This window comes from Gordonia jinhuaensis, from assembly GCF_014639795.1.
Taxonomy (GTDB): domain Bacteria; phylum Actinomycetota; class Actinomycetes; order Mycobacteriales; family Mycobacteriaceae; genus Gordonia_B; species Gordonia_B jinhuaensis.
This window is the reverse complement of the sequence record NZ_BMGC01000007.1, coordinates 39,220-51,399: the sequence shown is the minus strand read 5'-3', so window position 1 is coordinate 51,399 and position 12,180 is coordinate 39,220. Positions and strand designations below refer to the sequence as shown.

The 12,180-nt window shown below is 66.6% G+C and carries 11 protein-coding genes; 4 read left to right on the top strand and 7 right to left on the bottom strand.

The genetic code is table 11. The annotated features are described in order from the left end of the window. Window positions 1-27: 27 nt before the first annotated feature. A complete protein-coding gene (locus IEW22_RS07065; protein ID WP_229742257.1) occupies window positions 28-1,053 on the bottom strand; it encodes a sugar-binding transcriptional regulator in 1,026 nt (341 codons plus the stop codon). A gap of 86 nt (window positions 1,054-1,139) precedes the next feature. Here IEW22_RS07065 and IEW22_RS07060 point away from each other — a divergent pair, with 86 nt between their 5' ends. Next, window positions 1,140-2,870, top strand: coding sequence for a glycerol-3-phosphate dehydrogenase/oxidase (locus tag IEW22_RS07060; RefSeq protein WP_188585908.1), 1,731 nt, complete (start codon window positions 1,140-1,142; stop codon window positions 2,868-2,870). Window positions 2,871-3,086: 216 nt separating this feature from the next. Here the strand turns inward: IEW22_RS07060 and IEW22_RS07055 are convergent, their stop codons facing one another. Genes IEW22_RS07055 through IEW22_RS07030 form a run of 6 tightly spaced genes read right to left on the bottom strand, consistent with a single transcriptional unit; the run spans window position 3,087 to window position 8,708 of the window. Beyond that, window positions 3,087-4,511 carry an amidohydrolase family protein gene (locus IEW22_RS07055; RefSeq protein ID WP_188585907.1) on the bottom strand — a complete coding sequence of 475 codons (1,425 nt, stop codon included), beginning with the start codon at window positions 4,509-4,511 and terminating at the stop codon, window positions 3,087-3,089. Next, window positions 4,508-5,122 carry a pyridoxine/pyridoxamine 5'-phosphate oxidase gene (locus IEW22_RS07050; RefSeq protein WP_188585906.1) on the bottom strand — a complete coding sequence of 205 codons (615 nt, stop codon included), beginning with the start codon at window positions 5,120-5,122 and terminating at the stop codon, window positions 4,508-4,510. The genes IEW22_RS07055 and IEW22_RS07050 overlap by 4 nt, the downstream gene beginning before the upstream one ends. Before the next feature lie 3 nt (window positions 5,123-5,125). Then, window positions 5,126-5,893 (bottom strand): creatininase family protein, encoded by a 768-nt coding sequence (locus IEW22_RS07045; protein ID WP_188585905.1) that lies wholly within the window; start codon window positions 5,891-5,893, stop codon window positions 5,126-5,128. After that, complete coding sequence (locus IEW22_RS07040; protein WP_188585904.1) at window positions 5,890-7,224, bottom strand: FAD-binding oxidoreductase; 1,335 nt, start codon at window positions 7,222-7,224, stop codon at window positions 5,890-5,892. The genes IEW22_RS07045 and IEW22_RS07040 overlap by 4 nt, the downstream gene beginning before the upstream one ends. After that, window positions 7,221-7,379, bottom strand: a complete 159-nt coding sequence (locus IEW22_RS07035; RefSeq protein ID WP_188585903.1) for a hypothetical protein — start codon at window positions 7,377-7,379, stop codon at window positions 7,221-7,223. Before IEW22_RS07035 ends, IEW22_RS07040 begins: the two co-directional genes overlap by 4 nt. A 24-nt stretch (window positions 7,380-7,403) precedes the next feature. After that, window positions 7,404-8,708 (bottom strand): amidohydrolase family protein, encoded by a 1,305-nt coding sequence (locus IEW22_RS07030; protein ID WP_188585902.1) that lies wholly within the window; start codon window positions 8,706-8,708, stop codon window positions 7,404-7,406. Between the two features lie 401 nt (window positions 8,709-9,109). Between IEW22_RS07030 and IEW22_RS07025 the strand changes: the two genes are divergently transcribed. The 3 genes from IEW22_RS07025 to IEW22_RS07015 all read left to right on the top strand — a co-directional run bounded on the left by IEW22_RS07025 (window position 9,110) and on the right by IEW22_RS07015 (window position 12,164). Next, window positions 9,110-9,685 (top strand): helix-turn-helix domain-containing protein, encoded by a 576-nt coding sequence (locus IEW22_RS07025; protein ID WP_308421372.1) that lies wholly within the window; start codon window positions 9,110-9,112, stop codon window positions 9,683-9,685. Window positions 9,686-9,840: 155 nt separating this feature from the next. Next, window positions 9,841-10,776: a PDR/VanB family oxidoreductase gene (locus tag IEW22_RS07020; protein ID WP_229742256.1), complete on the top strand. Its 936-nt coding sequence runs from the start codon at window positions 9,841-9,843 to the stop codon at window positions 10,774-10,776. 89 nt (window positions 10,777-10,865) lie between these two features. Further along, window positions 10,866-12,164 carry an amidohydrolase family protein gene (locus IEW22_RS07015; protein WP_188585983.1) on the top strand — a complete coding sequence of 433 codons (1,299 nt, stop codon included), beginning with the start codon at window positions 10,866-10,868 and terminating at the stop codon, window positions 12,162-12,164. Window positions 12,165-12,180 lie beyond the last annotated feature (16 nt).

Genomic DNA, 12,180 nt, shown 5'->3' with positions numbered 1-12,180 from the left:
GTCGCGTGGCGGCGCGGGGAGCTGTGGTCAGCCCCTGCGCCGCGCGCGGCTCTGCGTGTCGGGTGCACCGCGGCGCAGGTCGTCGCGGTGGATCAACAGCCGGGCCAAGCTCTCATCGGCGACCAGATCGGTGATCAGCCCGGCGGCGAAGGCGCCTTCGGTCGCGGCGGCCTTCGATTCTCCTGCGACCACGCATATCCGGCGCTGCACGCTGCGAATGGTGTCGAGGTCGGGCCCCGAGGAGCGTTCGTTGAGGGCGATCCCGGCGTCACTGCCGTCGTGTCGATAGAACCGCGTCGCGACGTCGCCGGCCACTCCGTCTCGTCGCAATGCGGCGAAGTCGTCGGGGGCGAGATAGCCGCCGGCGTAGACATGTCCGGGGACATCGGCGTCCGGGGTTCCCAGACCGAACAGCGCCACATCCATGCGGCGCTGCACGTCGAGGACACGGCGGGTGCTGCGTTCGCGCCACAGGGCGACTTTGGTGTCGGCCTCGTCGAAGAACGCGGGAACGGGAAAGTGTTCCACGCGTGCGGAGTACGCGTCGGCGAAACGCTCGAGGATGGCGCTGGCGTAGTCGATACCACTGGTCGTCGAATTGCCGGCCCCGTTGAGCTGCACGATCGACAGATTCCACAACTCGCGGGGTTCGAGATGCCTGCTCATCGCCGACACGGTTGTGCCCCAGGCAATGCCGAGTGTCATGTCGGAGTCGACCACATGCGACAACAATCGTCCGGCGGCCTGGCCCACACGTTCGAGCCGGTCGATGTCGGTGGTCTGGGAGGTGGTCGGGACCACCTCGGCCTCGACCGTGAACCGCCGCCGCAATTCCCCGGCGAGTTCGCCGGTCCGGTCGGCCGGCGGGTGAATGGTGATGTCGACCAGGCCGGTGGATCTGGCGAAGGCCAGCAACCGCGACACCGACGATCGCGACATGCCGAGCTCTCGCCCGATCGTCGCCATGTCGAGTTCCTGCAGGTAGTACAGGCGAGCCGCGCGTACGGCGAGGCCGATGCGGCGGTCGTCGGAAGAGGGGCTCTGCGGACTCACTCGACAACTTCTACCAGCGAATACCCAATAGTGCACATATGTGCACAGGCCTTGCGCATTGTTGCGCACGAGCGGAGGATGAAGTCATGAACGATCGATCCGGCACAACCAATACAACGCGCCGTGCCGCTGTCGCGGCGATCGCGGACCGGCCCCACGCCCAGGTCCTGATCATCGGCGGCGGAATCAACGGCATCTCGACTTTCCGTGATCTGGCGATGCAGGGCATCGACGTGATCATCGCCGAACGCAACGACTGGGTGTCGGGTGCGTCATCGGCGTCGAGCCACATGATCCACGGCGGCATCCGCTACCTGGAGAACGGCGAGTTCCGGCTGGTCAAGGAATCGGTGCACGAGCGCAACGGTCTGCTCAAGATCGCTCCGCATTACGTGAAGCCGCTGGAGACCACCATCCCGATCTTCTCCACCTTCAGCGGAATCCTCAACGCCCCGCGCCGCTTCCTCACCCACAACACCGGCAAGCCGAATGAGCGCGGCGCACTGCTGATCGAGGCCGGTCTGCAGATGTATGACGCCTACTCCGGCGCCGGCTCCAATCGTGTTCCGCGGCACAAGTTCCGGGTCGGCAAGAAGGCCCGCGAGGACATGCCGCGCCTCAACGCCGACCTGAAGTACACGGCAACCTATTTCGACGCCTCGGTTCATGATCCCGAGCGGCTGGCGCTCGACGTTCTCAAGGACGGGCTGGGTAACGGCTCGAATGCACGCGCGGCCAACTATCTCGAGGCCGTCGGTGTCGCCGATGGCGGCGTCACGCTGCGCGACAACGAGACCGGTGACGAATTCGTGGTCACCGCAGATGTGATCATGAACTGCAGCGGTCCGTGGACCGACATCACCAACTCGGATCTGGGCGGATCGACCAAATACATGGGCGGCACCAAGGGTTCGCATATCGTCCTCGAACACCCCGAGCTGCTCGCCGCCACCCGCGGTCGCGAGCTGTTCTTCGAGCATGAGGACGGCCGTATCGTGCTGATCTATCCGCTCAAGGGCCGGGTTCTGGTGGGCACCACCGACATCGACGCCGACCCGAGTAAGCCGACCGTGTGCACCGATGCCGAGATCGAGTACTTCATCGACCTCATCCATCATGTGTTCCCCGAGATCTCGGTCTCGCCCGAGCAGATCGTGTATTCGTTCTCGGGAATCCGCCCGCTGCCTCGCCACGACGACACCACACCGGGGTTCGTCTCCCGCGACTACAACGTGCAGACCACCACCATCCCCGGTGTGAAGTCCACGGTCTTCAGCCTCGTCGGTGGCAAGTGGACCACCTTCCGCGCACTCGGCGAGCAGGTCAGTGACCACATCCTCGAGGCACTCGGCAAGCCGCGCCGTACCTCGACGGTGGGTGTGCCGATCGGCGGTGGACACGACTACCCGATCGACGAGGTCGGCCGTATCGCCTGGGTCGAGACGCATCGCGGATCGTTGTCGGAAACGCGTGCCGCTGCGCTGTTCGAACGCTATGGCACCCGGGCCACCGAGGTCATCGACGCGATCGAGGCCGGCTCTGACGAGCCCCTGGCGGAGTCGGGCCTGTCGACTGCCGAACTGCGCTACATGGTCGAGCGAGAATTCGCCGCCCATGTGATCGACATCGTTCTTCGCCGTACCGATCTCGCCTTCACCGGCAAGGTCACCACTGAGGCACTGCGCGAGATCGCCGATGCGATGGGCGACATCCTCGGCTGGGACGCCGCCAAGCGCAGCGCCGAGATCGACGACGCCGTGGCCGTGCTGCGTGACGCTCACCGCGTGACGGTGGGAGCGACGAGCGTGGCGAGCTGACCGTCTCGGGCTCGTTGGTGTGACGATCATCGAGCCCGGACGCCGTGACGACACCGATGCCCCCGTGCCACACCGATTCTCGGTTGGCCACGGGGGCATCGACGTGTCGGCGGCCCAGTTGTGCCGGCGTGCTCTGCCGTCCGGGCCGGTTGTCAGGGCGCGGCGCGGGAACTCTCGCGGATGCGGCTCGAGGCGCTGACGCAAGCCTGAGCGAACTCAGTCGACGGCGGCGGGACGGACGGCGGCGGGAGGGACCGCGGCGGGATGGATGACGGCGGGATGGACACCCGCCTTGGCCGCCGAGGCGATCATGCGTCCGTGGGTCTGGGCGCGCAATTCGTCGAGCAATTCGTCTGCGGCGGGCCACATCCGGGTGCCGCCCACGTACACATCGCGAAGGTTTCGCTGACCGCATGCCAGCACATAGGTCGCCACCGGATCCCAGATCGGCCCGGTGTCGGGGCGCTTCGGGTCGACGACGACGACGTCGCCGTACTTGCCCACCTCCAGTGAACCGACCCGATCGGCCACGCCGATGGCCTGCGCCGCACCCAGCGTGTGCGCGTGCAACACCTGGGTCGGGGTCAGTACCGCTGCATCGCTGTGTACGGCACGCTGGGTGAACAGGCCGGTGCGCATGTTCTCGAACGGGTCGGTGAGATCGGTGCACGATTGGTCGTCGACGCCGATGCCGACAGTCACCGAACGTCGCAGCAGCGTGGGGATGTCGGCGACACCTGAGCCCAGGCGTCCGTTGGACATGGGTTGCCACACCACCGAACTGCCGGATTCGGCCACGCGTTCGATCATGCGTGCGGTGGGATGGACGAAGTGTCCGAAGGCGAAATCCTCGCCGAGCACGCCCGCCTCGTCATACCAGTCGAACTTTGCCTGCTGGATGTCGATCTGTTCGGCGGTCTCGACGAAATGTGCCTGATTGGTGATGCCGTACCGGTCCATCAGCCACTTCTCGCGTTCGGCGGTGACCGCCGCCGACGACCACTGCACCGCGCCGTAGACGGAACCGCCCAGATTCTGTTCTCCGGCAACAGAATCGCCGAGATGGCGCATCACCGCATCGAAACCCGCGAAGGCATCGTCGGAGGGCAGCTGTTCGTCGTCGAGACGCACGCTGGTCACGAACCGGATCCCGCTGTCGGCCACACCGTCGATCTGCCGGGTCACGAACGAGACCGGGTGCACACTGCGGGCACGCAGCGTCGAGGTCTCATAGTCGAACACCGACACCACGCGGCTCTGGGTGAAGTTGTAGACCGAGGTGACCCCGGCCGACAGGTGATCGACCGCGCCGGCGCGCGAGAGCCAGTACATCGTGTCGGGGTCGGCCCCGGCGAGCATCCGCCCGTTGTCCGACACCCAGGCGTAGAGCGGACTCGACGCGGCCACCCCGCGCATACCGCCGGTGTAGATGTGGCTGTGCGCCGAAACGAAACCCGGTGCGAGGAAGGCGCCGTCGAGGTCGTGCACGGTGGTGGTCGCCGGATCACAAGGCTGCGTCGGCGCACCCTCGCCGATGCCGGAGATGACACCGTCGGTCACCTCGAGCCACCCCGTGAACCACTCCCGGCGTCCGTCGACCGGGAGGATGATCGCATTGACGAAGCGTGTCACGGGACTCATCCCGGCAGCACCTCTGTGCGCCAGCCGTCGGAGGAGGCGGTGAACCGTACGCGCTGCGACGGGCCCTCGGGATCACCGCGCCAGAAGGTGATGACGGTGGGGATGATGCGGTAGCCCACCCAGTCGGCCGGGGGAGTCAGCGACGGGTGCTCGGCATCGAACCGGGCCCACGCGTCGTGACGCGCCGATTCGGGCAGTGCGGTCATTGACGCATCGTTGAGCCACGCCAGCAGCTGCAGATAGCGTCCGCGATGGGCATAGATCCGCTTCTCCTCGTCGGAATCAGCGCGGGACACGTCACCGTGCAGGGTGAACTGGCGACCCAGGTGTGGCCAGGCGACCGACGCGGCGGCGCGGGGTGTGGCCTCGATCTCGGCGACCTTCGCCGAGCGTGCGTCGGTATGGAAATACACTGCGCCACCGGCGAATTCCGACAGCAGCACATGGCGCAACCGAGGGTATCCGTCGGTACCGACGGTCGACAGTGCCATCAGCAGCGGTGCAGAGGTGCCGGCGGCGGGGATCCACATCGACAGCAGCTCGGCAGGGTCGATGGTGGTCATCTCCTCGGGTGCGCAGTCGCTCCCGAAATCGTTGCCCGAGGTGATCATCGGTCAGATCCGCCCGGGATTGAAGGATGCGATCTCCGGCAACGCGGCCACGATCTCGCCGACCCGCGTCTCGAACAGCTGAGCGCCGATCTCGGCGTTCGCGCCGGTGGGGTCGCCCACCACGCCGGATTCGGCGAAATCAGTGGACAGCCAACCGAATTTGATGAGTTTGCCGAATCCGACATGCGTCGAATCGACCACAGGTTTGGGGACTGCCGACTCGGCGACGGACATGTCGACCAGATCGGGGCGCAGATGCAGCATCATCGAGGTTTCCGCCCATCCCGCATGGATACCCAGGCCGTGTTCGCTCTCGCCGGCGATCGGGGGTGCCGAGACGATGAATGTCTGCAGGTCGAACCGCCGGCGGAGCTCTCGCAGAAGGACTTCCAGCAGAGCCGAATTGCCGCCGTGGCAGTTGACGAACAGCAGCCGACGCGCGGGCGTCGCGGCGATCGCCGCGCCGATGTCGACAACGGTCTCGAAGAACGTCGAAGCGCGCAGCCACATGGCGCCGGGCAGCCGGGCGTGCTCGTCGGATTTGGTGTATCCCAGAGCCGGGAGCAGCCACGCGTCGTGGCCCTCGGCCGCACTGCGCCGCACGACCTCGGCGGAGAGTGCCTCGGCGACAGTGAGATCCGTCGACAGCGGCAGATGCGGTCCGTGCGGTTCGATGGCTCCGGTGGGCAGCACCATCACCGAATCGCGGGACAGGGCCGACTCGACCTCGGCGGTGGACAGGTCACTGAAGCGGCGATCGGGTCCGATCACATCCACCTCCCGGGGTTGAGTAGTCCGTGTGGGTCTGTCTTGTGTGCCAGTGCTTGGACACGGTCGGCATCGAGATCGACGTACCACTGATGTGGCGAGTGGATGCCCACGCCGAGTTCGCGGAGCTTCGGCACACCGGCAGCCATCTGCTCGGGCGAGGAGTAGATGCCGTTGAGCATTCCGAACATCATCTCGTAGCCGACTTCGAGGTGGAGCATCCCGCCGTCGTAGACGCCCTCCACCTCGTCGAGGTGTTCGACCAGCGCATTGCCTTGACACTCGAAGTGAAAGTACTTGCCCGGGTGGGCTTTCTGCAGCCACCAGGTGGGATGGTTGTAGGACAGCGTCGACAGTTTGATGCTCTGGACGAGTCCGTCGCGGACGTCCTCGATACGTCCACCGGCGGCGCGTATCGCATCCTCGGTGGCCTCGAGACTGTCGGCGTCGATGATCCCCCGCAGGTTGGCCCGGCCGGTCACGAACGCCGGATCCTTCGGGAGCGCCGCCACGACCTCCGCGCGGTCGGCGGACAGCAGCCGCGGCAACGGCGAGATCGTCGAGATCTCCATCGCGGTCGTGAAGGCGCTGTGATGGTCGTCGAAGCTGGCGTACAGGCACTTCCAGTCCTGCAACGGCTCCACCCGGATGCGCGCACGCACGATGATGCCTGCGACCCCGTAGGTGTGCACGAACGGCTGGGCCTCGGCGCCCTCGAGGTGGATGATCTCGGCGTCCTCGGTGGCGAAGACCACGTCGACGGCCTCGACGAATCCCATGTGATTGCGGCCGTGCACGATCGTCCCGGTGCCTGCCGAACCGCCGGCGAGGAACCCGCCGAGAGTCGACTGCACCGTCGAGGGATACATCCACAGTTGTGAGCCGTGTGCCCAGGCGGCCTGTTCCAGGGCGATCATGCGCGCACCTGCGTCGGCGGTGATCGCATGGTCGGTGACCTCGTGGATCGTCGACAACGAGGTCATGTCCATCACGACCCCGCCGAATCGGGGAACCACCTGACCATAGTTGCCGGTGCCCTTGCCGCGAGTGGTGATCGGTACGCCGTGGCGTACCGCCGCACGCACGATCTGCGGCACGGCCTCCACCGTGCGCGGATAGCACACGACGTCGGGAGCACCGGTCTCCAGCGCCGACAGGATCGGACTCATGTAGGAGCCGTCGCGTGATGCACGGTCCAGCGAGCGGTCGAGGGTCGAGACGCTACGCGGCCCGACGATCGCGACGAGCTCGTCGATCAGCGCGTCGACGTCGGCGGGGGTGAACGGCGGCCGTCCCTCGTCGGTGGGGGTGGGGAACAGCGGTGCAGTCGTCATGACAGTCCGATCGAGGGGTCGAGGAACTTGTTGGTCGCAACCTGTTCGGTGGTCAGATCGGACGCTACCGGAGTTTTCTGCGCCTCGAAGATCGGGCGGGTGATGTCGATCATGCGCTGAAAGAGCGCCGAGACCGACGAGGTGGCGTGGGTCATGTGTGGATTTCCGATCGTGTGCTGTCAGGACGGAACGGATGCTGACGGGGTGGGTATCGCGGCCATCTGATGGCGGGTCTCGCTGCGCGAGACGAGCACACCGTTGCTGATCACCGAGCGGTCGGCCGGTGCGGCGCCGATGATCTCCACGAGGTCGGCGCCCGCGACGGCGAGCAGGTCGGCGCGCGCTCCCACCGTCAATCCCGCCGGTGGCAATCCCATCACTGATCGTGCCGAATTCGTGACGAGATCGATTGCGGTGTCGGGATTCTGATGAGCAGCGGTGATGAGGAGCGACGCCGTTTCCAGGGGGTCGGCGCGTCCCACCGGGTTGAACGGGTCACGGATGTTGTCGGCGCCCGCGGCCACGGTCACACCTGCAGCCCGCAACTCGTCGATCGGCGCGATACCGCGCAGTCCGCGTGAGCGCGGTTCGCGGCCCTGCAGGTAGAGATTGGTGATCGGGAGCGCGACGACGCCGATCCGGGCGTCGGCGAGGATCTGCGCGAGCGGACGCAGGGTCGATTCCGAGAGTGTTCCCAGCGCGCAGCAGTGTCCTGCGGTCCTGGTGCGCTCGGCCGGCCAGTCGGTCACCAGGCGGGCGAATTCGGAGATGGTGAGCTCATCGCCGAGGAGGAATTCATCGGTGTGCAGATCCACCCCGACACCGCGCCGCACCGCGATGTCGACGAGTTTCGTCACATTCTCGGCCGGTGTGTCGGCCAGATGCGGTGCGCCCCCGACGATGTCGGCGCCGGCGTCGAGTGATTGCTCGATCAGCTCGACCGGGCAGTCCACCGGTGCGAGGGCGACGATTTCGATGTGCATGAGCCCGGCGAGTTCACGCCGGACCTGATCGACGGCTCGGATCGCACGCACTGGATCGTGATCGGCGGCGGTCGGCTCACCGCTGGTGATGATGTCCACGTGGGTCCGGACCGCGGTGATGCCGTTGCGCAGCATCATCAGCGCGGCGGTTCGGGCTCGATCACGGAACGAGTCCTCGTCGAGGCCGGGCGTGGCTCGGTGCCATGCCTGAACCGCGGCACGAAGATCGCCGGTCGGGGGAGAGATCACGGGCCACGAGAGCGCCTTGTCCAGATGTGCATGCGGCTCGGCTGCTGCTGCGACGACGACGTGTCCACGTAGGTCGAGCCAACCGGGCCGGTCGGACACCGGTGCGGTGTGCTGCCGGTCGTGTGGGGTGATCCGCGTGACCACGACGTCGCCGTCGTCGCCGCGTCCGAAGGTCGCGTCGACGACCTGGCTGTCGGGTGTGGTCGCGCCGACGACACCGGCGAGTGTCGTCGCGGGAAGCGAGTGATACATGCGCGTGTGTCGCCTTCCGGAGGCTGTGATGTGTGAGGTGCCGTTCGACCTCGTTGTCGTGTCCGTTCGCCCTGGCTGGTTGGCGGTTCGGGATCTCGGCGCGCAGTATCGGTGCTGCGGCGAGAAAATGTTGACGTGGTCAACAACGAAGAACGGTAGGACCGTCATATTTCGTGGTTGTTACGTTCGGTATCGCTCATGTGACATCGGGGTACCGCGAGGTACGTACATGGGGATGGCCCGTGCTCTCCCGATATCCTGTCGGCTCGGGCTCGCGCACCCCGGCTGACCGTCTTCTCCACCGAACTGTGCTTCACCGAACTCTCCCACCACCCACCGATCCGGCTGACAACGGTCCGACGCGAAAGGCGCCGCGGATGGCACTCGATACACCAGACCCAGTGCAGGAATCCCTGGGCGCCGAGATACGCCGTCGCAGAAAGGAACTGGGGTTGACCCTGACGGCGGTCGCCGAACAGGCCGGGATCTCGCATCCATTCCTGTCGCAGCTCGAACGTGGATACGCCCGCCCCAGCATGCTGACCCTCGAGCGCATCGCCCGAGCATTAGGCACCACTCAGGTGCGATTGATGCTTAGCGTCGATACGGCACAGGCGGCCCGCGATGACTCGCAGATGCCTGCCGGTGTCGATCTCGTGCGTGCCGACGCCGGTGTCCACCTGCCGCAGGCCGACGACGGCGACACCGCCGGGTACAGCAGATTGCTCGTGCGCGGGACCGCGAGTTTCTATCCGCAGGAACAGGTTCAGCGGCGCCGGGTGTTCGGGGAGTTCTATCGGCACCCGCAGGATGAGTGGGTTCATGTGGTCGAAGGGGCGATCGAGGTGGACCTCGACGACGGCCGACCGGTCGAATTGCGCGCCGGTGACAGCCTCTACTACGCTGGCGGCATTCCGCATCGGTGGCGTGTCATCGGTGATGCGACAGCGCGCCTGATCGTCGTCCAGGCGTCCTAGGTGCGGACGGCCCTGGCTGGGACCGCGGGATTCCGTCCTTCGAGGAGACTCCCACTATGTCCACTGGTACACCTTCATCGTCCACTGGTACACCATCATCCGCGCATCCCGCGGTAACCCCCGCTCCCGTCGCACCCGCCGCGGTGGAGGTGACGGTGATCGCGCGACGTCCGTTGACCGACCGGGTCGACGAGTTCACCCTGGCGGCGACTGACGGGTCGCAGTTGCCCGGGTGGACACCTGGTTCGCATATCGACCTCGTTCTCGGCTCTCCGGGCGTGCGCGAACGCCTCGTGCGGCAGTATTCGCTGTGCTCTGACCCGGCAGATCTGTCCACCTACACCGTGGCCATCGACCGGCATCGCGACGGCCGCGGCGGATCTCAGTACGCGCATGACACTCTGGCGGTGGGCGCCACGCTGACGATCAGCGCTCCGCGCAATCACTTCCAGCTCACCAGGGCGCTGCACTACGTCTTCGTGGCCGGCGGCATCGGCATCACGCCGATGGTGCCGCTGATCGCGCAGGCGCAGGCCGCGTCTCGTCCGTGGCGGCTGATCTACGTGGCCAAAACCCGTGCGGACATGGCCTATCTCGACGAGCTGACGCAACTGTACGGCGAGCGGGTGAGTGTGCACGAGAGTGCACACGACGGCCGTCTGGACCTGGCGGAGTCACTGAGTGACCTCCCGAGGGGTACGGCGGTCTACGTGTGCGGTCCGGCGACGATGATCGCCGACGTGGAGGCGGCGTGTGCCGATCAGGTGGCCGTGGATGCCTTCTTCGAGCGATTCACGGTCGTGGACACCGGTGACCGCGTGAATCAGCCTTTCGAGGTTGCGCTGGCGTATTCGGGGGACACCCTGACCGTTCCGGCGGACAAGAGCATTCTCGAAGTTCTCGAGGACAACGGCGTGCTCGCGCCGTCGTCGTGTCGGGAGGGGATGTGCGGCACGTGTGAGGTGGGTGTGGTCAGCGGCGAACTCGATCACCGCGACTCGGTGCTGACCCCGGAGGAACAGTCCGAGAACGAGTCGATGATGGTGTGCGTATCACGTTGCACCAGTGGGCGATTGGTTCTCGAGCTGTGACGGATGGTTCTCCTGCCGTGACCGGCCGCAGCGCCGACGGGGATTCCGCACGCGCGTTGACAACCGTGCTCCGTGGTGCGGCAGCGGTGATGGTCGATGGGCAAACTGTGACGACCGGCGACGTCGTGATCGACTCCGCGACCATCTCGAAGGCCGATGACGTCGCTGTGACGGGCGTGGCGGCTGACGTCGTCGATGTCACGGGATGCATCGTCACACCCGGTCTGGTCAACGCACATCACCACTTTCTCCAGTCGGCGTTCCGCACACTTCCGGGCACCCGCTTCGTTCCGATGGCGCAGTGGCTGACCACGATGGCCGGTGCCTACGCTGCCGCGCACACCGACCCCGAACTCACCGGTCTGGCCGCATCGGTGGGTCTGGCCGAATCACTGCTCAACGGCGTCACCACCGTGGCCGATCACCATCTGACATGGCCGGCCGGTGTGGATCCGGTCGCCATGGCCACCGCGACCGCTCAGGCAGGGCGAACCCTCGGAGCCCGCGTGGCATTCGTGCGCGGTACCGCACGTGACGATCCCCAGGCGGCCGCCGACTCCGTGTCGGCGATCGTGGAGGCGCTGCTGCTGGACAACCGTTCCGGGGACGTCGGCGCGGGGGTCACCGATGACGGGATGCTCCAGATCGCCGTCGGCCCGTCAGGTGTGCACGCCGACGGACCCGAGACCTTCGCCGCGTTGGCGAAGGTGGCTGCCGAGTACGGTCTGCGTCGTCGGACCCAGGCCAACGAACAGGTCGACGTCGAGATCGCCGCACAGCGGTACGGGCGCCGACCGATCGAACTGCTCGACGAATGGGGTTGGCTGGCACCCGATGTCACGATCGCGCACCTGTGCGAGGTGACCGACGACGAGATCGCGCTGATCGCCGACTCGGGCGCCACCGCCACCCATGCGCCGGGTTGTGATGTCCCGATGGGGTGGGGTGTGGCGCCCGTCGCGCGTCTGCTCGGCCGTGGGATCAGCGTTGGCCTCGGCACCAGTGGCGGCGGGAGCAATGACGCCGGTCACCTGCTCGCCGACGCGCGGTTGGCGATGCAGGTCTCGGGACTGGTCGGCGAACCCGTCTCGGCGACAGCACTTCTCGCGATGGCGACCGCCGGTTCGGCGGCCGGTCTCGGCAGATCCGAACTGGGTCATCTGCGGGTCGGCGCTGCTGCGGATCTGTGCGTCTGGGATGTCTCCGATGTGCATGACGCTGGAGTGGCCGACCCTGTCGCGGGGCTGCTGTGGGCCTCGCCGGGCCGGCGTCCCCGCGACGTGATGGTCGCCGGACGGTGGGTGGTGCGTGACGGCCGGCTGGTGACTGCGGACTCTCGTGAGTTCGCCGCACGTCTGCGCGCTGCACTCGCCGCGCGGGTCGACTGAATCGAATGGGCCGGTG